This is a genomic window from Staphylococcus kloosii (assembly GCF_003019255.1).
In the GTDB taxonomy this organism is placed as follows: Bacteria; Bacillota; Bacilli; order Staphylococcales; family Staphylococcaceae; genus Staphylococcus; species Staphylococcus kloosii.
In genome coordinates this window covers 658,948-684,175 of the sequence record NZ_CP027846.1, presented here as the reverse complement: position 1 = coordinate 684,175, position 25,228 = coordinate 658,948, and the positions used below count along the sequence as shown (strand labels likewise).

The following is a 25,228-nucleotide window of genomic DNA, read 5'->3' as shown; positions in this document are numbered from 1 at the left end:
ACATCCTTCCACGATTTAGACATAACTTACAATCATAGTAAGTTCACCATTAAATTGAATTGCATTATCTTCTGAAGTTAAGATAAAATGTTCCCCTTTTTCAACCTCATAGGCGTAATCATCTACTATAATTTCACCCGAACCTTCTATAACAGAAACTAAACAGTACTCTTGTGGCTTTTCAAAATTAATTTGTTGTGAGACATCCCATTTTTCGACTGTAAAAAATGCGTTAGTTACGAGTTGCGTATACTGTTCATCGCCTCTAGTTAACACTTTTGGCGTGGAATTTGGTGAAGTTTGAGACAAATCAATAACTTCTTTACTTTCGTCTAAATGCAATGCACGTTGTGCACCATTTTTATCTTTTCTGTCGTAATCATAAATACGGTAAGTCGTATCCGACGATTGTTGCGTTTCTAATATCATAATACCCTTACCTATAGCATGGACCGTTCCGGCTGGAACATAGTAAAAATCACCTTTTTGTACTTTTACAGTATTAAATAATTCATCGAATTCACGATTATCTATCATTTTATTTAACGTCCCTTGATCTTGTGCATTAACACCATATATAATTTCAGCATCTTCTTCGGCGTCTAATATATACCAACACTCTGTCTTGCCGTATTCACCTTCATGTTCTTTAGCATACGCATCATCAGGATGTACTTGTACTGACAATTTATCTTGCGCATCTAATATTTTTGTTAATAGTGGAAATGCTGCTCTATTGTCATTCCCAAAAAGTGCACGATTCTCTTGCCATACTTGGTCTAACGTATAACCTTTATAACGTCCATTTAAAATCGTGTTTGCGCCATTTGGATGTGCTGAGATGCCCCAACATTCTCCTGTTTTATCATACGGTATATCATAACCAAATTCAGTTAATTTCGTGCCACCCCATATACGCTCTTGGAATACAGGTTTCAAAAATAATGGCATGTCATTCACTCCTTCTGTGTCTTTAAACTGTGAATTTATACTATCAATAGTATGATTCTAATTTTTAATATCGCTACTCATTGTAAACGCTTTCCACTTTACCATTTTAATGAGTTAAGACTATTTAAGCAACTTATCTTGCTAAATTTAGTGCATGGAATAATAACCTACTATTAACAATTTATACAAAAACGTTAAACTGTTCATTTTTACGGGTAATAATATTATAATAATTTTAATAACTAATAAAAGTGTGTTAACTACGAGTAGCATAAGTTTTTGATACATAACAAAGGAGTGTTCTACATGCGCATATTAGTGTTAGGTGCTGGTGGTATCGGTGGTTATTTTGGCGGTCGATTAGCAGAAAGCGGTAAAGACGTTACCTTTCTAGTACGTGATAAACGTAAAGCATCATTAAAAGAAAATGGTTTGGTAATTAATAGCGTCAATGGTAACTATGTCTTTTCACCTAAATTAATTACAAAAGAAGAAAATGCCGAACCGTATGATGTCGTATTATTATCGACAAAAGCATATCACTTAGATAATGCTATTGAAGATTTGAGACCATTTATTGGAGAGCAAACAGTCATCATACCTTTACTCAATGGCATTGCACATGTTGCCAAATTGCAACAAGCTTTTGGTGAAGATAAAGTGTTCGGCGGCTTATGTATAATTGAAACTACATTAGATTCACAAGGTGAAGTTAATCATACAAGCGATTTCGATCAACTCATTTTCGGTGAATTGAATGGTGAAGAAACAGAACGTGCTAAAAAGATAGAAAGTGCACTATCCGGTACTCGAGCTAAAATTATATTAAGTGACAATATCAATAAAGATATGTGGCATAAATATTTAATGATTACTGTCATGTCTAGTGTTACTACGTTAATGCACGCTCCTATAGGACCTATTAGGGACAGTGAAGGTGGCAAAGCGTATATTGAAGATATGTACAATGAAGTCGCCCAAATAATGCGTGTACATCAAGCGCCGATTTCAAACAATATCGTTAACAATTACATGAAGTCATTAGATAACTTGTCTTATCATTTTAAAACGTCAATGCAACGAGACATGGAAAAAGGTCTAAATATTGAAGGTCATCACATTCAAGGGTATATGCTAAACTTGGCTCATCAATACAATTTCGAAGCGCCGTTATTACGTTCTGCGTACCAACATCTGAACGTCTATAACGAGATGTTAAATTAATTAGTAGAACAATAAAAGTCTGGGGCATCTTTTAGATATCCCAGACTTTTTATTAAATATTATTCTGCTTGTTTTTGATCTGCACGTTTTTGAATTAGCATCGACACTGCCGCAATAATAACAACTAATACTACAATACCGATAATGCCTAGGTATTTTGCAATGTTACCAAATATTATACCTACTGCTAAGAAATCTGTATCAGAGAAAGTAGTAGCAGCGCCTCCTAAATCTCCCAAAAATGGCAAGAATAATAATGGTAAGAAAGTAATTAAAATACCGTTAAGCGCCGAGCCTGCCACTGCACCTTTGATGCCACCTCTTGCGTTACCAAAAACGCCTGCTGTTGCACCTAAGAAGAAGTGTGCTACAACACCCGGTAAGATAATAACTCCGCCGAACAGGAATAGTATAAACATACCAATAACTCCTACAATAAAGCTAACGAAGAACCCAATCAGCACTGCATTTTGAGCATAAGGGAAAACAATTGGACAATCCAATGCTGGTTTTGTGTTTGGTACGAGTTTTTCCGAAATACCTTTAAAAGCAGGTACGATTTCGGCTAAAATCAAACGTACACCTGTTAAAATAATAAACACACCTGCTGCAAAAGTTACACCTTGTATTAAAGAAAAGACGATAAAGTTTTGTCCTTTACTTATATCAGCATGAACGTATGCAGGTCCTGCAAATAGTGATGCTATAAAGTACAATAAGGTCATTGTAATAGAAATACTAATTGTACTTTCTCTTAAGAAACCTAAACTTTTTGGAAACTTGATGTCTTCTGTTGATTTAGATTTTCCTTTAAATAGACTACCGACCACTCCGGCAGCCCAGTAACTAATTGTACCAAAGTGACCTAATGCAACTTGGTTATTACCCGTTATTTTCTTCATCGTCGGATGTGCCAACGCCGGTAAGACTGCCATAATTAAACCTAATATAATTGCACCAATGATCACAGTTAAAGTACCTGTGATTTTGCCTACTGATAATAAAATAGCTAAAAATGCTGCCATATAAAAAGTGTGGTGTCCTGTTAAAAAGATATATTTTAAATTAGTAAATCTGGCAATTAATATATTCACAATCATACCGAATACCATAATTAATGCCGCTGTAGTGCCGTATTTATTTAACGCAATAGAAATGATGGCTTCATTATTGGGTACGACCCCTTGTACACCAAAAGCGTGTTGGAATATTTTTCCGAATGGTTCTAAGGATTGTGTAACTACATTTGCACCAGCGCTTAATACAAGGAAACCTAAAATCGTTTTAATTGTCCCTGATGTTACATCTACAGCTGATTTCTTTTGAACTATCAAGCCAACTAACGCTATCATAGCAACTAAAATTGCTGGCTGACTTAAAATATCAACGATAAAATCTAGAATCGGTTTCATAACATCCCCTCCAGTTTAATTTTTTATAACTTACCTAGTTGTTGCAACTTGTCATTTAATTTAGTTTGTAACTCTTCTTTGTCTAAAATATTATCTAGTACTAAAACATCTCCGAGATTTTTTGTGTTTTCTTCAAGGTCTCTGCCACAAATAAATAAATCTGCCATATCTGGACTTGCCGACATAACGTCACTGTGTTCTACTTCAATATCTGAAGGGGCATTTAAATTTTTCAATGCCTCTTGTGCATTCATTTCAACCATAAAGCTACTACCTAAACCATGTCCGCAAACTACTAAAATTTTCATATTTATCATTCTCCTTTTAATATACTTATTAATTTATTTTTATCTGTTGTTTGTAATAATCGTTCAACAATTTGCTGGTCGCCTAAAGCTTGAGCTAATTGTTTTAATATTTCTAAGTGTTTCGTGTTATCTACAGCACTTAATACAAATATCAATGAAGCATAATGTCCTTCTGCAGAAAAATTGATATGATTTTCTAACTTCAATAAACTTAAACCAACTTTATTAACCGATTCATCGGGTCTTGCATGTGCTATTGCAATCTCTGGAGCTATAACGATATAAGGCCCTAAATTATGCACACTATCAATCATTGCTTGTATATAGCGTTCATCAAAATACTCTTGCTGCAATAACGGTTGCGAGGCAATATCTATTGCTTCAGACCAATCATTTACTTGGTCTTTAATTTGAACTTTATCCGGCGTTAACATTTCTAAGCTCATCGGCTCCCCCCTATTTATTACTTACTTCATCAATGCTCGATATAATTTGAGCTAAATCACCTTGCAATAATGAAGCTCTTTTTTGTTCGTCCATAAGTAGTTCACTTAATTGTCTCAAGGCGTTTAAGTGAATTTTTGGTTGCTCGGTAGCTAAAGTTATTACAATGCGTACCGGGTCATATTGCTTATGATTAAAACGAATACCTTCTTCATAATGGACTAGACTAAATCCTACACCTTGCTTAACTTGATCATGATTGGCATGGATAAGTGCAATTTGTGGACTAATAACCATATACGGTCCAAATTTATCTAGTTGTTGGATAATCGCACTAGCATATGACTCGCCGACAATGTCTTGTTTTACTAATAAATCTACACTTTGAACAATAGCTGCGTCTCGATCTACTTTCGGCTGCGAAATTAAAATATTTGCTTGAGGTAAAACTTGATTCAACGTTGGACCCACTGATTTAATGCTACTTACATATTGTTCTCTTGCTTCATTAATAATATTATTCAATTTAAGACGATCTTCTGCGGCCAAAAACGGACTAACATTAATGACAGGCACAGATAATGATTTTACTGGCACAGTTGAAATCACGTAATCTACACCTTCATGTCTTAATTGCTCCTCTGAAATTTCATAGACAGAATATGCATCAACGACTTCTAATTCTGGATAAATATTGATGATTTTACTTTTTAACAACTGTGAAGTTCCAATGCCTGAACCGCATAATAAAACGACTTTTATCGATTTTCTTTTTAATGATGAACCGCGTTCGATAGCCGATGCAAAATGTAATGTAATATAAGCAATTTCATGATCATCGAAATGCATATCATATGCTAATTCAATCGCATTAAGATGTCTATTTAACGCGTCCACAATATGCCTATACTGTGTTTGAATTTCTTCCAGCAACGGGTTGTCATGACTCATATTGAACTTCATTCGATAAATTGCCGGTTGCAGATGTACGAGTAGACCATTTAACAATTTATTGTCCGACATCAAATCGACGCCGAGTTCGCCACTCATATACTCAATAAGTTTGAGAATGTACAGTTCTAAATTGTCCGTTCGTTCAATCATCATATTTTCCTCAGCGCTCTTTGCACCTAGTAGATGCAATGTAATAAAGGCTGCTTCACTCGTTGGAAATTGAATATCAAATATAGCTTCCAATTTCTGTGCTATAACTGTTGCTATTTGAAACTGATCAGTTTGCGAGAGGCGCTCATATTCTGATTTTGGAATTTTAAAGGTGTAATCTTCTTTTGTACGATGTATCGCAATCAAAATATGATAAATCAAACCATCAATAGCACTTTGAACTAATTGATATTGATGTTCCATTAAGATTGAAGTAACAGTTAATCGAATTTGTTTTAAATCTTGACTGGAAAACAATTGATTTCCAATTTGGTGGGTGTGCGTATCAAAATATTCATTTACGCGGGCAGCATACGCTTTTCTAAAGTTGTGCTCATCACCTTCAATAATAAATCCTTTGTTCTTTACATATGTTAAAGCTAATGATTGTTCGTCCAACCACTTTTGAACATCTTTTAAATCTTCTACGATAGTTCTGCGTGAAACTGACACCATTTCCGCAAATGCTTGTGAGGACGTAGGTTGTGATGACTCAAAAAGTTTTAAAATAATATATAGTATCCTTTCATTTTTCGCATAATGTATAACCCTATTATGAGATGTTTTAGTATTAGGAATGTGTTGTTGCATAGCAACTATTTTAATACCATTCGCTTTATCTCTTTCTAAAGTTATATGTAATACGTCAGTCATAGATTCAATGAATTCAATATCATATTGGATAGCCCGTTCTGAAACTTGAAACTTTTCAGCTAAATCATGAACTGAAACATAATGTCCTTGTGTAGATACAAAATCAAGAATTTGTCGTTGTCTCATACTTAGCAACTGCATTGCCTCCTCACACTTATATTGTAAACGCTTACTTATATTTATAGATGTGTAATGTGGTTCGTTTAAACTTCCGAAATATTGCACATCCATTTTACTCAACGTTATTTATATTATAAGTGTAATAAAATAAGCAAAATAAAAAAGCCTAGCGCGACATTGCACTAGACTTCTCTTATAACGTTTAAAAACCGTTGTAATTCATTTGTTTGAGGATGATTTAAAATTTGTTGCGGTGCACCCTGTTCACCAATATATCCATCGTGGATAAATACAATTTTATTAGATACTTCTTTAGCAAAACGCATTTCATGCGTTACTATTACCATTGTCATACCTTCATTGGCTAGTTCTTTTATAACATTTAATACATCATTAACTAGCTCTGGATCCAATGCAGATGTTGGTTCATCAAACAACATAACTTGTGGATTCATTGCCAATGCTCTAGCAATTGCCACACGTTGTTGTTGTCCACCCGATAACGCATTAGGTCGTTGGTGTTTGACTTCAGTAAGACCCACTTTAGCTAATAGTGCTAAAGATTGTTTTTCTGCCTCGGCTTTTTTCACCTTTTTAACAGTTATTAGCCCTTCCATTACATTTTCTAAAGCCGTTTTATGCGGAAATAAATTATAACTTTGGAAAACCATGCCAGACTTTTGGCGCACTGCAATTTGTGATTTTTTGTCGTCATTACTATATGTTTTACCGTCGACATAAACCGCACCTGAAGAAGGTAATTCCAATGCATTTATCATACGTAATAATGTTGTCTTCCCAGAACCAGATCTTCCTATTAAAGTCACAACTTCACCTTGTTCTACAGTTAAATCAATGCCTTTGATTACTTCAGTATCGCCGAACGATTTTTTTATATTTTGTAATTCAATCATGAGCGATACCCTCTTTCGAGATAAGATTCATAGTAGTTTTGTATGATGGATATGATGAAACATACAACCCAATATAATAAAGCTACTAATATATATATTGTTAAATATTCATAAGTCGTAGATGCAACTTCTTGGGCTTTTCTGAACATTTCTGCCACTAAGATAAAACCTAAGAGCGATGTATCTTTGATTAAACTTAGAAATGTATTGCCTAGTGCAGGTACAGAAACGCGAATTGCTTGAGGCAATACGATACGTTGCACTGTTTGTCTGTAATTCATTCCAATAGAGTATGCAGCTTCTGTTTGTCCTTTAGGTATAGATAAAATACCACCACGGATAATCTCTGAAGCATAAGCACCTACATTTAACGATAAGCCAATAATCGCCGCGACTACTGGTGCTAAAGTCCACTGACTATCGGAATTATTAGTAATAAGTCTACCCAGTTCAGGTATACCATAAAAGATAATAAATAGTTGTACAATCATAGGTGTTCCGCGAATAATTGAAATGTAAACTCTAGCAATTCCTCTCAACACACGGCTTGTAGATATTCTCATCAACGCCGTAAATAGGGCGATAATTAAACCAAGTACGAAAGTAACTAACGTAATTGGAATAGAATATTTTACAAGTCCTTCCAACATAGGACCAAATGCTTGTCCTGCTGCGTTTAAAGCGTGTTGTTGTTCATGGTTAAGGTTTAGAAACATCTGCGCCGAACCATTTCTTACTTATTTTTGCTAATTCGCCATTATCTTTTAGCTTTTTAATTGCTTTGTTCACTTTTTCAATTGTCTGTTTATCTTCTTTTTTAGTGAAAGTTAGTGCAGATTGGCTTTTTTCTGCATTGCCTTCGATTGCTTTAACCTTAGCATTTGGTTTTTGCTTTTTATAATCTAAATATGAAATATTGTCATTAAATGTACCTTCAACTCGGTTAGATTGTAATAAATCCATAGCTTGGTTGAAACCGTCAACTTTAGTTAATTCAGCACCTTTTGATTTCGCTAACTTACCATAGTTAGACGTAAATGTTTGTGCTAATTTTTTACCTTTAACGTCGTCGAATGATTTAATATTTTTATTGTTTTTGTTCACTACTAATACTGCTTCAGAATATGTGTATGGCTCTGAAAATTGATATTTTTCTTTACGTTCGTCATTAATACCAACTTGGTTCGCTATAACATTGAAACGACCAGAATCTAAACCTGCAAACATTGAATCCCATTGTGTTTCTTTAAATTTAACTTTATAACCCATTTCTTTCGCTACTGCTTTCATCACGTCAACGTCATAACCAGTTAATTTGTCGTTTTTATCATGGTATGAGAATGGTGCATATGTTCCCTCTGTCCCTACGACAAATGTTTTTTCTTTACCAACTGTTTTAGTTTCACTGCTTTTTTTATTAGAGCTATTATTACCACAAGCAGCTACCGCCACAACAATAACTAAAGCTAATAAACCAAAAAGAATCTTCTTCATCACATTACCTCTATTCCTATTATTCTTATCAGATTAAAAATATTTTAGCCCCATCCATATAAATAGTCAACAAAAATTTTTAAAAATTACACAACTTTTTTAATTGCGCTTAATTATTTAGACAAATTTTATTGTTATAAATGGTGTTACGCTACGCTTATTTATAATTATATATCAAAAAAGACTATGACATAGTTACGTCATAGTCTTTACTGACATATAAAATTGCTGTTCAAATACACCCTAATTATTTAATTTTGTCCTTTTACTTCTTTATATAAATCAATCATTTCTTTAGCAATGTCATTGAAGGCGATTGCTGTCATTAAATGGTCTTGACTATGCACCGTTAACAACGTAAGTTCATGGTGATGACCTTGCGCTTCTTCTGTTAGCATAGTTGTTTGAATTTGATGTGCCTCCGTTAGTGATTGTTGCGCTTGTGCCACTTTTTGTTCGGCATTGTCGAAATCACCTTTTTTGGCAGCATAAATAGCTTCCATCGCACTGCTTTTGGCATCACCACCAAATGCGATTAATGACATTGCTTGTTCCGTCATTTTATTTTCTTCCAATTAAGACACCACCTTAATGAGACATCAATTGCTCTGCTAATTTAATAACATTTTCGCCATTCATCGTACCGTAATCTGTCATAGGTATAACTTCTACGGGAATATTATGCCCACTTGCTCGTTGTTCAAATTCATCTTTTTTATATCGTACTTGTGGTCCTAACAACAAGACATCTATATCTTTATTGTTTATATGATCATCTGCATCAGAAGTAGACACCGCAAAAATTTCACGTTCTAAACCTTGGTTACTTGCCGCTTCTTCCATTTTCTTCACTAACATACTTGTACTCATACCTGCAGCGCAAACTAACATTATTGTTTTTTCAGCCATCTTCATCCCATCCTTTATCTATTAATAGAACGTGCCACCATGGAAACAGTGTGTCTTTGTCCTCGTATTGCTTTGCTCATTTCAAAAATATTATCAACCGGAGCCAATCCACCATAACCAGCGTCACCAATATGTTGAATATCTACCCCACAAATTTTGTTTTTAATAGCAAAGTCTCGAATTGTGCTCGGATCAGAACTTTCTTGACTCGTACCTATTGCAGACATCACGAGGCCACCATTTTGATGGACCGCTTTAACTATTTCTTTAAGTTGATGTTCATCAAAACCAGGTACAGTTCCAATAGATGGAACAAGAATAATATCTGCACCAGCATTAATAAATTTTTCTACGTATTCTGTCGTGATGACTGGTTCATCTACCCCTGCACTATGCATTTTTCCCGCTATAATCAATCCAGAGAAATGTTTATGTGTATTGTCTATTGCCCCTACTATTTTTTCATTTGTAACACCCGTTCCTGGGTTTCCTGTCATACAGACAAAATCTAATCCTAACTGCTCAATAGCTTGTACTGTTTTCGTATTCGCTTGACGTCCTTCAGCTATATTTAATTTTTCTTCAGCCATATTTGCTACTTCATCAACTGGTTCAAGATTAACTCCAATTGGTCGTCCTACTAAACGTTTCAACTCTTCAACTACCTGTTTATCTTCATCGACGTTAACCACTTTTGGTTCTAGGGCATCTAACCCATTTAATAAAATTAAATCCGCTCCAAAAGCACGAGATAACTCAGCATTGGTAATATCTGGAATTACGGGCGTTCTTGTAACAACATTTTCCGCTAAAATAACCCTACCGTCACTAGCTTTAATACTTTGTTTCAATTCTGTAGGTGACATTTGTAAAATTTCTGATGCATTGGCGCTTATTAATCTTTTTACCATTGTAATAGCCTCCTAAAATTTAAGTTAATTGTTTTTATTTCCTTCAGTTACTTGGCTTTGTTCTTCTTGTTCAGCGATAATATTGTATTTTTCCATCGCTCGATAAAATGGATAATATAGCAAAATATCGATAATTATACAGACAATTTGTACGAGTGAACCACTAATATGACCCGTTGCTAAAAAGCCGCTTAAAATTGGGGGCATCGTCCAAGGCATTGCTGTGCCATTCGTTAGATGTACTAAACCTGTCGACATCGCAGTATAAGTTATCGTCGCATTGATCATTGGTGCCAAAACAAACGGTACGATAAGTCTTATATTTAATACGACTGGAATGCCAAACATCGTAGGTTCGTTAATATTAAATAAACCCGGTATAAATGTTAATGGCGCCATCATTTTTGTTACTTTACTTGCACGATGTTTTAGAGCAAGTACAGCTATGACGACAATGAGTCCTATTGTCGAACCACTACCACCCATAAATACAAAATTATCGATAAATGGTTGCGTAATAATATGTGGCAAATCTCCGTTAGGATGTGCTTGGTATGCTAAACGATTTTCATCAATGTTTTTTAACCAAATCGGTTGCATAACAGCATTGACGACATTCGCACCATGTATACCAACGAACCAGAACATACTATTAAGTCCAACTAAGATAATTGTTCCAATTAGTGAACCACCTAGGAAACTTAACGGTACACCCAACGTATTAATAATCAACTTGTGTATGTTGCCAAACGGCAATAAATCTAATGCCACATAAACACATAGCCATAAAATGATAATGACTGCACCGGGAATTAAGGCACTAAAACTTTTAGAAACTGCCGGTGGTACTTGATCAGGCATTTTTATTTTAATGTCTCTATTAATAAACCATTGGAAAATAAGTCCTGAAATAATACCAATAATTAAAGCGACAAATAATCCCTGACTACCCATATAAATTTGTGGAATCGCTTCTTCTGGCTTTTTACCACCTGTCATTACATTAGGTGTAACGACTAAAAATGCAGCCATAGAAATGATTCCTGCCGATACGCCATCAGTATTATATTGTTTGGCGATACTATGCGCTACACCGAAACAAGCTACTAAGCCCATCAATCCAAATGTTCCGTTTACTGCCTTTGTTAAATACTCTAAAATACCCGTAGACGTTAGCCATTCTATCCACCCCGGAATAGCAATACCGCTAATAACTAAAAAGATAGAGCCGATAATAATTAATGGCATTGCTACGATAATACCGTCACGCAAAGAAATTAATATTTTATTCGAGCCTAATTTAGAAGCTACCGGAAGCAAATGTTTTTCTAATGCATCATTAAATTTACTCATTCTATACACCTCCACTTAATGTAAGCGATTTCACAAGTTTAATTAATTATATTTTATAATTAATTAAGTGTCAATGTACACTTATCCTGTTATAATCTTAATAACTATATCGATACTATAATGGTGGGATTGTTATGACTATGACTGACAAACAAAAAGAAATCCGTGGGAAAATTTTAAATGAATTATATTTACGAGGACCAATATCACGAAAAGATATCGCCCACAATACTGGGATTACGCCAGCGACGACTACTGCAGTAACTGGCGAACTTATAAGCGAAGGAGTAATTGAAGCTAATAGTTTAACTGATAACGACTCAAAATCAAAAAATCGTGCCGGTCGCAAAAAAGTAACGTTATCAATTACTAATAATCATAGTTACTATATTGGTATAGAATTATCTCGTCATTTTTTAACGTTATGTCTAATCAATAATGCTGGCGAAGTAATAACGACACAACATCATGAAGTTGAAATTTTAAATTATTCCAATGCTGAGGCAATAAATTACTTATTATCTGTAGTAAACAATTGTTTAGCAAACTATCAAAATATAAATATCGAAGCAGTAGGTATCGCATTACCGGGCCATTTCGATAAAGAGAATCAATGCATTGCCTCTTCAGCTAAGTGGCAAAAATTTGATTTAAGTCGTTTAATTAAAGAATCACCGTTACCACTATTTTTAGAAAATAATGTCCATTGTATGAGTCTGTATGAACACCTTATCTCTACAACTAATAAAGGGGAAAATTTTGTGTTTTTCCATGCCGTACAAGGGATTTTTTCATCAAGTATTTATAACGAAAGTTTATATGGCGTCAACAACTTCTCTGTAGGTGAAATCGGCCATACGATTGTCTATCCGCATGGTGAGCAGTGTGAATGTGGTAGATTTGGTTGCCTACAAAATTATTTGGGTGGCTTCAATATAATAAAAAAAGCACAACATAGTTATCATCAAAACCAACATTCCATTTTAAAGAAATTAGTCGCAGATTCTACCGATATAACACTTTCTAACATCGCTGAAGCATATCGCTTAGGTGATACGGCTATTACACAAATCATCGAAGACGCGATTAATGCGGTAGTCATTACTTTAAATAATTTATCAATGTTAATAGACACCTCAAAGATTTATTTACATGGTCCTTTATTTAACGAGATGATCACGCATCAAATTTTGACTGAGTATTTAAGTTATAAAAATTTATACCACGGTTTACCGGAGATTGATTTTGACATCATTCCTTATGATGTAACAAATGGTGCACGTGGCGCAGCAACACTAGCCTTGTTCCATGCGTTGATTTGGTCTCACTAATTTAAAAAAGTAGCTTAGCGAATAAAGCATTCGTTAAGCTACTCGATTTTATTATTCTTGTTGTGCTAATTCGTTAAAACCATAATCAATTTCAAATCCCATATCTTGAATCATATCGTAATCTAATTTATTAGGTTGGCCACCTGTAATTAAATAATCACCCACGAAGATTGAATTAGCGACTAATAAAGCTGTTGATTGTAAGGAACGTAAGTTAACTTCTCGTCCACCTGCAATACGAATTTCTTTAGTTGGATTAATTAATCTAAACATTGCCAAAATGCGTAAACAAATCATTGGCGTCAGTTCGTCCATAGTTCCAAATTTTGTCCCTTTAATTGGATGTAAGAAATTTATCGGTATGCTATCAGCGTCGATTTCTTTTAGAGCAAAAGCCATATCTATTCTGTCTTCATCAGTTTCACCCATGCCACAAATCACACCCGAACAAGGAGAAATATTATTTTGTTTCATAACTTCAACAGTATTAACTCGTTGTTCATATGTATGCGTCGAAACGACTTCTCCATGATAACGTTCACTCGTATTAAGGTTATGATTATAACGATCTACGCCAGCAGCCTTAAGTTGTGCCGCTTGTTGTTCATTAGCTAAACCTAAACACGCGCAAATTTTAAGTTGCGGATGATTGAGTTTAATATTTTCTACCGTACGTGAGATATGATCAACTTCTTTATTACTCGGCCCTCTGCCACTCATTACAATACAATAAGTACCTATATTATTTTCATCGGCAGCTGCGGCTCCTTTTTCTATTTCTTCTTGAGAGACTAAAGCGTAACGCTCTTTATGTTTCATGTCTCTAGACTGGCCACAGTAACCACAATCTTCAGGACATATTCCACTTTTGGCATTTAAAATCATATTTAATTTCACTTTTTTACCATAATAATGATGTCTCAATTTATAAGCTTCATTTACTAGTTCCATTGTTTCGATATCATGATTAGTATAAATTTCATAGGCTTGTTCTTTTGTTAACTGTTCTCCTGCTAAAATATTATTAGCTAAATTCATATATCTTCCCCCTTAAGATATATAGATTATAGCACAAATGTAAACTTAAAATAAAATTAAGTTTACATTTAAATATATTAGCCTTTTTCACTAAAAAAGTCTGAGATAATATTAGATCTCAGACTCCGTTATATATTAATTATCCATGGTCACGACTAAACGCGCCGCTTCACCTCGTGCCAAACGATCGAAACCTTCGTTGATATCATCGAGTGGCAATGTATCTGTTAGTAATTGGTCTACTGGTAAACGTCCTTGTTTATATAATTTAATAAAATGTGGAATGTCTCTATCCGGCACACAACTTCCGACATAAGAACCTTTAATCGTTCTTTCTTCCGCTGCCAATGTAACTTGCGGAAAGGCAAATTCATGTTTCGGGTCAGGTAATCCAGTCGATGTTGTTGTGCCACCTCTTTTTGTTATTTTGTAGGCGACATCCATGGCAGGTACCACACCAGCTGTTTCGAACGCAAAGTCGACTCCGCCTTGTACATAATCTTTAACTGCTTCAACAATATTATCATCGCTAGAGTTAAACACCGCAGTAGCACCTAGCTTTTTAGCTAAATCAAATTTATCTTCATTAATATCTAAAGCAATAATTTCACTTGCACCAGCTAATTTGGCACCCATAATCGCATTTAATCCTATACCGCCTAACCCTATTACGGCAACGGTACTTCCTGAACGGACTTGAGCTGTATTAATTACTGCTCCGATACCTGTAATAACAGCACAACCGAAGATTGCAACTTTTTCAAATGGAATATCTTTATCTACTTTCACAATAGAATTAGTAGAAACAACAGCATAGTCAGAAAATCCAGCTACGCCTAATAGATGATGCATGACATCATCATTTTCCGATTGTAAACGATAGCCACCTTCTATCATTTCACCAGTTGCATTTGACGCTGCACCTGTTTCACACAAAGCAGGTCGTCCTTCTTTACATGGAATACAATGTCCACAACTTGGTATAAATGTACAAACTACATGGTCACCTACTTCATAGTCAGTTACTCGGTCACCTATTTGAATAATTTCACCAGCTGCTTCATGCCCTAATACCATAGGCATAGGTCTTGGTCTACTACCATTAATTACTGATAAGTCAGAATGACATAAACCCGTCGCTTTAATCTTTATTAACACTTCGTTTTCTTGTGGCTCAGTTAACTCTAATGTTTCAATAGTTAATGGTTTACTTTCTGAATAAGGCGTAGTGGCACCCATTTCGTGTAGCACTGCTGCTCTTGTCTTCATAGTCAATCTCTCCCTTTTCAAGCATTAATAAAAGTGAATGTTACTATTCATAATACCCTTCTGTTGATTTACGGAATCCTTCAAATTGTTCACCATCATGACCAAACCAAATTTGAGCATTTTTCTCGTCGGCAAGTTTTTTAATTTTTTCTACTGATTTTGTCCAGCCAATAGAATCATATAAAATGCCTGGTGGTTTAGGAGGATTGCCCATACTTTCTTTAGTATATATAGCATCAGACGCTAAAATTATTGTACCTAGTTCAGCACTTTCTATCTCTAAGCCAATAATGCCCCATGCGTGTCCACTCCCAAAATTTAAGACTTTGACGCCATCAACTAATTTAATGTTGTCATCCTCTTTTTGAATTGTTTTCCAAGTTAAGTTATTTTTTATCCACGCATCTATATCCGCCCATATGTATGCACCTTTTTGTTGGTTACGTGCATAAGTCTTCATAGTACCGCTTAATTCATCGTCATGTACAATTACTGTTGCATTAGTAAAATACTCTAAACAACCGGCATGGTCTAAATGTAAATGTGACGCAACTACAAAATCTACTTCTTTAGGGTCAATCCCTATTTGTTCTAATCTATTAGGTAAATGACAAGATTCGTCGGCAAAATATGGAAATGCTTTTTGTGTGGCATTAATCCATCTACCATTTTCTCCCATAGCATTAGGATTACATGCAGTATCAAATAATATCTTTGCCTCTGGATGATCAATAAATACAGTATAAATAGGAAATTCATGCATTTCATTAGGAGCTTCTGGATGATCTAACGTAGCTTGGTTCGAATTGGCAATCATTAAATTTTTATCCATCTTCATGCGACCATTGTCTAAAACATAAATCTTCATACGTTCTTTATTGTAGTTCACCATAACTATCATCTCCTTAGATTTATAGTTATATTTTACACTTTTATGTAAGCGTTTACAAATAGATGTACATTTTTTAACTTTTAAATTAAATTATTTATTATTTATTGAAATATTAAAAAGGTAGTGAAACAAAATTCTTATTCTAAAAGAATAATTTGTATTCATGTCCCGGCAATGATGACTAGAGTTGAAAGCGGCTTGATACCAGCACATTTTCAATTTTTTCATCTACTACCAAATATAAAAAAAGAGCCTGAAGACAATAATATGTCCCAGAACCCTTTAACTTACTATTTAACTTTAAAAAACATCGCCTAATGTTACAGATAAAATTGATTTGATTGAATGTAATCTATTCTCAGCTTGATCAAATACTACTGAATGATCTCCGCGGAACACTTCATCGCTAATTTCCATTTCTTTAATACCAAACTTTTCAAAAATTTCTGCGCCAACTTGTGTATTCAAGTCGTGGAAAGCAGGTAAGCAATGCAACACTATAATATCAGGATTACATGTATTGGCTAACATCGCACTATTGATTTGATATGGCAATAACTGCTCTATACGTTGTTGGTATACAGAGTGATCTTCACCCATAGAGAACCAAACATCTGTATATAGTGCATCAGTTTGATACACCGCCTCTTTGATATCCTCAGTAATTAATATTTTGCTATTAGACTGTTGTGCATATTGTTGCGCCATTTGTTGAATATCATCGTGTGGTTGTAAATCTTTTGGTGCAGCAATATTAATATTAACACCTAAGATTGCACCAGTAACTAATAAGTCATGTGCTACATTATTACGTGCATCTCCTACATATGTTAAAGTTTTACCTTCAAAAGTGCCCCAATTTTCTTTCAACGTAAAGAAATCAGCAATCATTTGTGTCGGATGCCATTCATTTGTTAAACCATTCCATACTGGCACATTGGCATATTTCGCTAACATTTCTACATCAGATTGATTGTAACCTCTAAACTCGATACCATCATACATTCTTCCTAACACTTTAGCAGTATCTTCTGTAGATTCTTTTGCACCTAAATGAATATCACCTTGACCAAAGTATTCAGCCGTAGCACCTAAATCAAATGCTGCAACACTGAATGCCGAACGTGTACGAGTAGATGGTTTTTCAAAAAGTAGCGCTAAGTTTTTTCCTTTTAAATATGGATGTGGAATCCCTCTGTTTTTCTTTTCTTTTAATTCACCTGTGAAATCTATTAATGTAGTTAATTCATCATAAGTAAAATCACAAGTTTTTAAAAAGCTTTTACCTTTAAAGTCTTGCAATTGTTTTAGTGTTGTTGTGTACGCCCCATCTAAATCACTCTCCAATATTTGTAAGATTACTTACTATCATAACGATAGAAGTTATAAAAATCAAGTATATTTATACTCTTTATTGTATATTATTTAATAAAGATGTTTAAACGAGTCTCGTCAAACTCCAATACAAATCAGCTAATAACAACATTCTTGTTAACAACTAATTATAAACAAAGTGTTATAATACACAGTTTTATATACATCAAAACATAAAAAAGATGAGTGTTGGCACTCATCTTTTTTGAATATTTTATTAAGAAGTTGCTTGTTTTCTTTTACTATTGCGAGCTCGTTCTTCTGGTGTTTTTAAAAACCGTGTCATAATTGCACTAGCTGCATAAAGACCGAAAATAAGGAACATCATACCTTTGACACCAATTGTGCTATAGAATAAGTAAACAAGTCCTGGTCCTGCGAATACACATAGACCTGCACCCAAGTTTAATATTGCCATAGCCGGTCCTTTATCTCCTTCACCAACAAGTGATGGTACTAATGCAGAGATTGGTACGAATCCTGCTAAACACATACCCCATAAGAAGCCGACAAGACCGACTACAAAGACATTGCCTGTAAATAAATCTGGTAAGAAGTATAAGCCTAATGTAAAGACCGCACAGCCTACACCACCGATAAAGCTAATCGTATTTTTCCAACCAATTTTGTCACTTAATGCACCAAAAATTAAATTAAAGATAATATTGGCGATAAAAATTGTTCCCCAAATATTCAACCAAGTCGTTGTTTCAATTCCTCTTTTAGATAAATAGAGTGGTAAGAATAATGGAAATGCATATTGTGCTGCTTGGTTAATAATACGCACAATACATGCCACAGCTACGCGTGGCTCTCTATATAAAATAGAAATACCCGCGAAGATTTCTCTCATATGTTCTTTAGCGCCGCCTTCACGATCTTCTAATGAAAATTTATCTCTATTTACAAATACGGCAAGTACTGTTCCAATAAGTACCCAAATAATAGCAGTCCATAAAGTTCCAAAGTAGCCAATTTGTTTAATTGCAAATGAAGAATAGAATGAACCTAATACACTTAAACCACCTGTAAAGACGAACCAGAACCAACCTACGGCTGCACCTAAACGTTTTTGTGGAGAACGGTAAGCTACCCAAACTAAGAATGAATATGCAAATAATGGATAACCGAACCCTCTAATCGCATATGTAGGAATCATTAGCCCAAATTCTTCTGAAGGTACCGCAATACCAGCAAAGACCGCATGTCCTATAATATATAGTGTTGTCCCAATTAACATAACTTTTCTCGGTCCTATAACTTCCACTAAAACACCTGAAAGCCATGAGCCAATCGCTATCGTAACACCATAACACGTAGTTAAGGCTGCTGTTTGTTGTACCGATAATCCATGTTCTTGTAAATATGGACTTATCCAACCAAGTTCTAAACCATCACCCATCATAAAGATAAGCACGCCAATGTATCCCCAAAGTAATGTTGGCGGCATACCCATTTTTTCTAATTTATTATGCATAAGTAACGACACCCCTTTATCATTTACGTTTTCCAAATAACAGAAAGTTATGCATTTATCTTGTTTTAGAAAACGCTTTCATTTGTTTATTATATTCTATTTCATTTTTTCTTATAATGCAAACTTGTTTTTGTTTATTTTCATTTATTTTCGTTTTTGCCATTTCATTATTTTCACAATAAAAAAGAACGATAAGTTTATTTAGCTACTTATCGCTCTTTTTATATTCATCTATTTTAATTGTTTATTAAATTCTTCATATAATTGTCGTGCTGTAGAATCATCTTCAATACCATGCACATTCATACGCCCATCTTTAAAGAGTGTACAATTCACATCTTTATATTGAATTAACTTAGCAAATGCATTTTCTTTAATAATATGACCTGGGAAATAGGTTGCATAATCAAATGCCTGTCTCTTAAATCTAAATAAATATGCATCGCCACACATTGATTCGATTTGACTAGACCGAGTTTTATTCAACAATTCATATTCGCCTTGTTTACAAACGTGGCATCGATCATTTTTCAAGCTATCGATATTAATTGCTTGTTGTTTTAAATCAAACGTATCAATCGTAATTAACTTTTTTGAAAATCCTTCACCGGCCACATAACGCATCAGTTCTGACACTTGCATACTAACGACTTGATTAATTACTGGTGGTAAGACGCCGTTGATGGCACAACTTTCACCAGTACTTGGTACTGCTTGTAATAAACACTTTAAGCACGGTCCTTTATAATCAATAGCGTAAACCGTACCTTTGCTCCCTACAGCCGCACCATAAATCCAAGGAATTTGTAATTTATGACAAGCCTCATTGATAAGATACCTAATTTCGAAATGATCCATACCATCCATCACAATATCTGGATTAGAGTCGCTTAATAATTTTTCAATATTTGTGGCAGTCAGTTCTTCATATAGAATATTGATTTTGACTGTCGTGTTAATTTTATTTAATTTACTTTTTAAAGCTTCAACTTTAGGCAACATTTGTTGCGCATCTGCTTCATCATATAATGCTTGTCTGTGTAAATTACTTAATTCTACGATATCCATATCAATAACCGAAATTTCATGTACACCCATTCGCGTTAACATCTCTGCAATGTTACTACCAAGCGCACCTGCACCAAAGATCATGACATGCATTGTCTGCAAGCATTGTTGACCTGGTGCGCCAAAACGTTGATAACGGGTCTGACGATTATAGCGAGTTATCATAGGAAGCCAATACCTTCTACAGGGCTTGAAGCTTGTGCAGTATATTTAACTGGTATTCTGCCCGCTTCATAACTTAATCTACCGGCTTGAATACCTAATTTCATAGCTTCGGCCATTTTCACAGGATCTTGTGCGCTTGAAATAGCAGTATTTAACAAAATGCCATCGGCCCCTAGTTCCATCGCATGACATGCATCTTTAGGAGAGCCGATGCCAGCATCAACGATGACTGGTACGTCTACTTTTTCGATAATATAGCGTAGATTTAATGGGTTATTAATGCCTCTTCCGGTACCAATAGGTGATGCTAACGGCATAATCGCATGTACGCCTAACTCTACGAGACGTTTCGCCAATACGACGTCATTAGATACATAAGGACATACAGTGTACCCTTTTTCTAACAACACTTTACATGCCTCATACGTAGCTAATGGGTCAGGTAATAATGTTTCATCATCCCCAATTACTTCTACTTTAATCATGTCACATACGCCGGCGTGATTAGCTATTTCGGCAATTCTAATCGCTTCTTCTGCTGTTTTTGCTCCCGCTGTATTAGGGAAAGTAATGTAGTCTTGTAAATTTATATTCGCTAGTGGGTTAGGTAAGTTTTTGTCATACAAATTCATTCTTCTTACAGCAAAAGTTAAAACCGAAGTTTCTGCAGCATTAATTGCTTGTGTTTGTATTGTTTCATTTTCAAATTTACCAGTACCTAGCAATAATCTTGATTTTATTTCAAATTGTCCAATTTTAAACATATTAACCGCCTCCAACGAATTCTAATAACTCTAATTTGTCATTTGCTGAAACTACTTGTGATGCAAATGCGTCTTGCTTAATTAACTTGCTATTATGTTCAACAATAACGCGTTGTTCATCTATTTCGAGTTGTTGCAATAATTCTAATAATGTTAATTGTTCACCAAATTTAAATGTGTCACCATTAATCATGACTTCCATTTAACACACATCCTTTTACTGTAAAATCATTTAATATCTGCGGTTTTATATTTGTTAGCATCCATTTACTCATAAGTTCACCGACTATTGGAGATAATAAAATGCCGTTACGATAATGACCGGTAATAACAAATAATCCTTCGTCCACTTCGTCCATAATTGGAATTTCATTGGCAATATGCGGACGAACGCCTGACCATTCCTTTAATTTACGAGCATATTTTAGTTTCGGTATATGATGAGTAGCGCTATTAATTAACCAATCAACACCACGTTGTGAGACACCCACCGAATAGTCATCAAAATAACTTGTAGCACCAATAAGCACTCTATTTTTATTTTTCGGAACTAAGTAGCAACCATTTGTCATAAATATTGTCGACTGCAAACCCAAACCTTCTTGTTCCATCAATATAACCTCGCCTTTTACACCTGTTAATTGACGATCTTTTAATTGTGCTTGCACTAATTTATGACTCCATGCACCACCTGCAACGACAACTTTTGGAGCGTAATAATCACCTTTATTCGTCATTACTTTATATATTCCTTTGCCTTTTTTAATTGCCAATACTTCTGTATGTTGTATACGTTCAATGTTATTCACTTTTAACGATTGATACAAAGCCTTTGTATACTTATTCGCATTTATTTGGTGATCATTAGGAATATACAATGCCATGATCTCTTCAATATTAAGATTATTACCTGTTAAGCGATGCGCTTCTTGTTGTTCTAACAATCTTACATCAGGATTAACACGTGATAAAAAGTTATGTTGCGCTATCACTTTGTTATTGTCTTGAGCTTTATAGGCTAATTTAATCAATCCTGTTTCTTTATATTCAATATCACATCCAACTTCCGAGAGCAGCTGGTCGCTCAACTGTTTGAAATATTGCTGTGATTCCAAAGCCAAGCGATACGTCGGACTATCTTTAGAAAACTCATTTTGCGCGCCTAACATACCACCTGCCTTATAAGAAGCATGCATGCCGTCAATGTCTCTATCAATAATGCCTATATTCAACTTATGATGTTTTAAATTACGCGCGACAGACATGCCCATCACACCGGAACCGATAATGAGTACATCAAACATAATTTGACCACTCCTCTATAAATTTTCGTAAAGTTTGGTTATCACTGTTATAAAATAATGAAATACCAGCGATGCCAGCAAAACCTCGTGGCAATTGCGCTATAGTACGAAGATTTATGCCACCAAGCGCAATAACTTTAATTTCTTTGTTTAGTACTTGCGTAATTTCGCGTTGCGACCTAGGTTCTTGATGTGGTTTGGACGATGTAGGAAAAACATGACCAAACAATACATAATCACATTGCTGTTGTTCTGCATAAATGACACTTTCTTCACTGTGTGTAGACATGCTTACTATTGCTTGAGGATGTTGAGTTTTAAAATTTTTTAGTGCACTATGATATTCACTGAAATGGATAGACGTCATAGCGCAAGCAATAAATACATCTACATTACTATGCACAGTTAATTTATCTTTACTAATACCATGTTCAATAGCTGCTGTTATCCAATCTATCAGTTGAGACGTCGTCATAGGGGTACGTATAATTAAGTGATCGTAATATTCTAAAATGGATTTGTAATGTTCAATATCTAGCTGATTTAATATTTTGTATGGCGTGATAGCTACAAACATTGGTATTCACCTCTATATAAAATAAAAAAAACGTTATTTTTCTGGATAGAAAAATAACGTTTATAGTCAAATATAAAAATCGTCTAAGTAACGCCACTTTCCTACGCCAGTATGAACTGGATCAGGTTCGGGGAATTTCGAAATGACGATTTCGATCTCAGCCTTTTAAAAAGGCACTTCCAGTGGTTTATATAAAATTGTTAATTTTTGTGTTGTGAAAATCAATGAATCAATAACGTTAATGTAACTCAAGTTTTTAGAAATTGCAAACTACTTTGTAAATTAATGATGTGCATTTTCTTTAGTTAACTCAAGTAACTTTTTAGTTAGAGGTTGCGTTTGATTATAGACTGCTTTATATACATCAAAATAACTTTGGTAAGCAACATGACGTTCTTTATCGGGCTCAAATATTTTATCTTTATGGATGAAATGTTCAACACATGAGGCGATGTCATCATACCATTTCAAACCTGTAGCAGCGATCATTGCTGCACCCATAGATGGCCCTTCTTCATGTTTTAATTTATATACTTTCGCATTAAATACATCAGCTTGCAATTGTAACCAGAAATCACTTTTCGCACCACCACCAATAGCTACAACTTCTGTTATGTGCTTACCTTGCGTACGCAAATAAGCTATAGACTCGTATAACGAATAAGTAATGCCTTCGACGACTGCACGAGCCATGTCACCAAATGAATGCATGCCACTTAATCCAATAAAACTACCACGAATATTGGCATCTCCATGCGGCGTGCGTTCACCGGTTAAGTATGGTGCAAATATAAGTCCTTGAGCACCAACTTTAGATTGTTCGGCACATGACATAATTTCAGCAAAAGAATAATGTTGACCACAATGACGTTTAAACCAATTCAAACTATAACCAGCCGAGAGCGTCACACCCATAGCATACGATAAATTATTTACAGCATGTTTAAACATATGAATATTGTTACCATATACGGCATCTTGCTTTGCTTCACAAGATAAAATTACGCCTGATGTACCAATGCTACATAACGATTGATTAGGTTCAATGACACCTGCACCAATAGCCCCACAAGCATTATCACCACCGCCGGCAAACACTGCAACTTTATTCGTAATGCCTAGCTCTTCGGCAATAGACTGTTTCAAATAGCCTACTTGTGTATCCGAGGTAACGAGTGGTGGATAAATATTCGCAATATCAAATCGTCTGCCTACATCTTCTGACCATTTGTTCGTCACTGGATCTAATAATAATGTACTCGACGCATCGGACAATTCCATATTGATTGTATCTGTTAATTTGAAGCGCACATAGTCTTTAGGTAACAAAAATACTTTTGTCTTAGACCAATGCTCTGGTTCGTGTTGTTTTAACCACATTAATTTAGTTAATGTAAAGCCTTCTAACACAGGATTGCCCAACACAATATCACCTAGTTGTGATTTAATCTCTTCACATTGGGCAGTCGACCGTGTATCGTTCCACAATATGGCAGGTCTAATGACTTTGTACGCCTCGTCCAACACAATTAAACCATGCATTTGACCAGAAAATGATATGCCATTTATTTCAAATTTAGAATGCGTTTGCTTCAAATCATTTATAACTTCTCGCATCGTCTCAATAGTTACCGAAAACCATTCGTCGGGTTGTTGTTCACTATAACCAGGATAAGCATGTTGAATCGTTAATGGCGAACTCGCAGAAGCAATTATATGACCTTTGTCATTAACTGCTAAGGTCTTGATTGAGCTCGTCCCAATATCAATGCCTAGTACTAATTTTTCCACATTAATTTTTTCCTTTCCTAACTCAACACCTTAAATCAATTAATACATTATTCACTTACATTTGACAAGTCCCTTTCTTTTACTTAATAACTACATTGTTTTACTACTTTACAACTTAAAAATTTTAGACACTGGATAAGACTACTGGACGTCTAAAAAGTTGATTTAACAATGTTCAAGACACCTTATTCGATACATTAAATGTAACCTTTCTATTTTCAAAATGACATTGTCATTTACCAAAAGTTAACTAATAATATTAAATGTGAAAACAAATTTAATTCATTATCAAAACGCTTTGCTTATCAAATTAATTTGAG

General features: G+C 34.8%; 25 protein-coding genes and 1 riboswitch. Of the genes, 2 read left to right on the top strand and 23 right to left on the bottom strand.

Annotated features, from left to right (window positions below; genetic code table 11):
• Positions 1 to 15: 15 nt before the first annotated feature.
• Positions 16 to 951: a mannose-6-phosphate isomerase, class I gene (gene manA / locus C7J89_RS03220; RefSeq protein ID WP_103295650.1), complete on the bottom strand. Its 936-nt coding sequence runs from the start codon at positions 949 to 951 to the stop codon at positions 16 to 18.
• Between the two features lie 306 nt (positions 952 to 1,257).
• Here manA and panE point away from each other — a divergent pair, with 306 nt between their 5' ends.
• A complete protein-coding gene (gene panE / locus C7J89_RS03215) occupies positions 1,258 to 2,175 on the top strand; it encodes a 2-dehydropantoate 2-reductase (protein ID WP_061853791.1) in 918 nt (305 codons plus the stop codon).
• 59 nt (positions 2,176 to 2,234) lie between these two features.
• Here the strand turns inward: panE and C7J89_RS03210 are convergent, their stop codons facing one another.
• The 11 genes from C7J89_RS03210 to C7J89_RS03160 all read right to left on the bottom strand — a co-directional run bounded on the left by C7J89_RS03210 (position 2,235) and on the right by C7J89_RS03160 (position 11,858).
• Positions 2,235 to 3,587 carry a PTS ascorbate transporter subunit IIC gene (locus C7J89_RS03210; RefSeq protein ID WP_061853792.1) on the bottom strand — a complete coding sequence of 451 codons (1,353 nt, stop codon included), beginning with the start codon at positions 3,585 to 3,587 and terminating at the stop codon, positions 2,235 to 2,237.
• A gap of 23 nt (positions 3,588 to 3,610) precedes the next feature.
• Positions 3,611 to 3,895 (bottom strand): PTS sugar transporter subunit IIB, encoded by a 285-nt coding sequence (locus C7J89_RS03205; protein ID WP_103295649.1) that lies wholly within the window; start codon positions 3,893 to 3,895, stop codon positions 3,611 to 3,613.
• 5 nt (positions 3,896 to 3,900) lie between these two features.
• Entirely contained in the window at positions 3,901 to 4,341 is a 441-nt protein-coding gene (locus C7J89_RS03200; RefSeq protein WP_061853794.1) for a PTS sugar transporter subunit IIA, read from the bottom strand.
• Positions 4,342 to 4,351: 10 nt separating this feature from the next.
• The gene (locus C7J89_RS03195) at positions 4,352 to 6,298 is read right to left on the bottom strand and encodes a BglG family transcription antiterminator (protein WP_307725074.1); all 1,947 of its coding nucleotides are present in this window, start codon (positions 6,296 to 6,298) and stop codon (positions 4,352 to 4,354) included.
• Positions 6,299 to 6,459: 161 nt separating this feature from the next.
• Positions 6,460 to 7,191 carry an amino acid ABC transporter ATP-binding protein gene (locus tag C7J89_RS03190; protein WP_061853796.1) on the bottom strand — a complete coding sequence of 244 codons (732 nt, stop codon included), beginning with the start codon at positions 7,189 to 7,191 and terminating at the stop codon, positions 6,460 to 6,462.
• A complete protein-coding gene (locus C7J89_RS03185) occupies positions 7,188 to 7,907 on the bottom strand; it encodes an amino acid ABC transporter permease (protein WP_103295647.1) in 720 nt (239 codons plus the stop codon). Before C7J89_RS03185 ends, C7J89_RS03190 begins: the two co-directional genes overlap by 4 nt.
• Positions 7,891 to 8,685 carry an amino acid ABC transporter substrate-binding protein gene (locus C7J89_RS03180; RefSeq protein WP_103295646.1) on the bottom strand — a complete coding sequence of 265 codons (795 nt, stop codon included), beginning with the start codon at positions 8,683 to 8,685 and terminating at the stop codon, positions 7,891 to 7,893. The genes C7J89_RS03185 and C7J89_RS03180 overlap by 17 nt, the downstream gene beginning before the upstream one ends.
• A gap of 251 nt (positions 8,686 to 8,936) precedes the next feature.
• Complete coding sequence (locus tag C7J89_RS03175) at positions 8,937 to 9,245, bottom strand: PTS lactose/cellobiose transporter subunit IIA (RefSeq protein WP_199184991.1); 309 nt, start codon at positions 9,243 to 9,245, stop codon at positions 8,937 to 8,939.
• A 28-nt stretch (positions 9,246 to 9,273) separates the two neighbouring features.
• The gene (locus C7J89_RS03170) at positions 9,274 to 9,594 is read right to left on the bottom strand and encodes a PTS sugar transporter subunit IIB (protein ID WP_103295644.1); all 321 of its coding nucleotides are present in this window, start codon (positions 9,592 to 9,594) and stop codon (positions 9,274 to 9,276) included.
• 14 nt (positions 9,595 to 9,608) lie between these two features.
• The gene (locus C7J89_RS03165; protein WP_061853801.1) at positions 9,609 to 10,505 is read right to left on the bottom strand and encodes a DUF7916 family protein; all 897 of its coding nucleotides are present in this window, start codon (positions 10,503 to 10,505) and stop codon (positions 9,609 to 9,611) included.
• Between the two features lie 24 nt (positions 10,506 to 10,529).
• On the bottom strand, positions 10,530 to 11,858 hold the full coding sequence (locus tag C7J89_RS03160) for a PTS sugar transporter subunit IIC (protein WP_103295643.1): 1,329 nt from the start codon (positions 11,856 to 11,858) through the stop codon (positions 10,530 to 10,532).
• A 134-nt stretch (positions 11,859 to 11,992) separates the two neighbouring features.
• Here C7J89_RS03160 and C7J89_RS03155 point away from each other — a divergent pair, with 134 nt between their 5' ends.
• A complete protein-coding gene (locus tag C7J89_RS03155; RefSeq protein ID WP_103295642.1) occupies positions 11,993 to 13,189 on the top strand; it encodes an ROK family transcriptional regulator in 1,197 nt (398 codons plus the stop codon).
• Between the two features lie 51 nt (positions 13,190 to 13,240).
• On the opposite strand, the gene bioB is transcribed toward C7J89_RS03155, so the two are convergent.
• The 11 genes from bioB to xylB form a co-directional block, all read right to left on the bottom strand.
• Entirely contained in the window at positions 13,241 to 14,227 is a 987-nt protein-coding gene (gene bioB / locus C7J89_RS03150) for a biotin synthase BioB (protein ID WP_103295641.1), read from the bottom strand.
• 135 nt (positions 14,228 to 14,362) lie between these two features.
• Positions 14,363 to 15,496 (bottom strand): zinc-dependent alcohol dehydrogenase family protein, encoded by a 1,134-nt coding sequence (locus C7J89_RS03145; protein ID WP_103295640.1) that lies wholly within the window; start codon positions 15,494 to 15,496, stop codon positions 14,363 to 14,365.
• A 43-nt stretch (positions 15,497 to 15,539) separates the two neighbouring features.
• Positions 15,540 to 16,388 (bottom strand): AhlS family quorum-quenching N-acyl homoserine lactonase, encoded by an 849-nt coding sequence (ahlS, locus tag C7J89_RS03140; RefSeq protein ID WP_106884386.1) that lies wholly within the window; start codon positions 16,386 to 16,388, stop codon positions 15,540 to 15,542.
• A gap of 300 nt (positions 16,389 to 16,688) precedes the next feature.
• The gene (gene argF, locus C7J89_RS03135; protein ID WP_170066438.1) at positions 16,689 to 17,735 is read right to left on the bottom strand and encodes an ornithine carbamoyltransferase; all 1,047 of its coding nucleotides are present in this window, start codon (positions 17,733 to 17,735) and stop codon (positions 16,689 to 16,691) included.
• A 244-nt stretch (positions 17,736 to 17,979) separates the two neighbouring features.
• Positions 17,980 to 19,239, bottom strand: coding sequence for an MFS transporter (locus C7J89_RS03130; protein WP_061853807.1), 1,260 nt, complete (start codon positions 19,237 to 19,239; stop codon positions 17,980 to 17,982).
• 231 nt (positions 19,240 to 19,470) lie between these two features.
• Entirely contained in the window at positions 19,471 to 20,469 is a 999-nt protein-coding gene (locus C7J89_RS03125; protein ID WP_170066457.1) for a ThiF family adenylyltransferase, read from the bottom strand.
• Complete coding sequence (locus tag C7J89_RS03120; protein ID WP_061853808.1) at positions 20,469 to 21,236, bottom strand: thiazole synthase; 768 nt, start codon at positions 21,234 to 21,236, stop codon at positions 20,469 to 20,471. The genes C7J89_RS03125 and C7J89_RS03120 overlap by 1 nt, the downstream gene beginning before the upstream one ends.
• Position 21,237: 1 nt before the next feature.
• Positions 21,238 to 21,438: a sulfur carrier protein ThiS gene (gene thiS, locus C7J89_RS03115; protein WP_061853809.1), complete on the bottom strand. Its 201-nt coding sequence runs from the start codon at positions 21,436 to 21,438 to the stop codon at positions 21,238 to 21,240.
• Positions 21,422 to 22,540: an NAD(P)/FAD-dependent oxidoreductase gene (locus C7J89_RS03110; RefSeq protein ID WP_103295808.1), complete on the bottom strand. Its 1,119-nt coding sequence runs from the start codon at positions 22,538 to 22,540 to the stop codon at positions 21,422 to 21,424. Before C7J89_RS03110 ends, thiS begins: the two co-directional genes overlap by 17 nt.
• Complete coding sequence (locus tag C7J89_RS03105; protein WP_103295807.1) at positions 22,533 to 23,117, bottom strand: thiamine phosphate synthase; 585 nt, start codon at positions 23,115 to 23,117, stop codon at positions 22,533 to 22,535. The genes C7J89_RS03110 and C7J89_RS03105 overlap by 8 nt, the downstream gene beginning before the upstream one ends.
• A gap of 81 nt (positions 23,118 to 23,198) precedes the next feature.
• Positions 23,199 to 23,308: riboswitch (TPP riboswitch) on the bottom strand.
• Between the two features lie 91 nt (positions 23,309 to 23,399).
• Positions 23,400 to 24,908: a xylulokinase gene (xylB, locus tag C7J89_RS03100; protein WP_103295806.1), complete on the bottom strand. Its 1,509-nt coding sequence runs from the start codon at positions 24,906 to 24,908 to the stop codon at positions 23,400 to 23,402.
• Between the last annotated feature and the right edge of the window lie 320 nt (positions 24,909 to 25,228).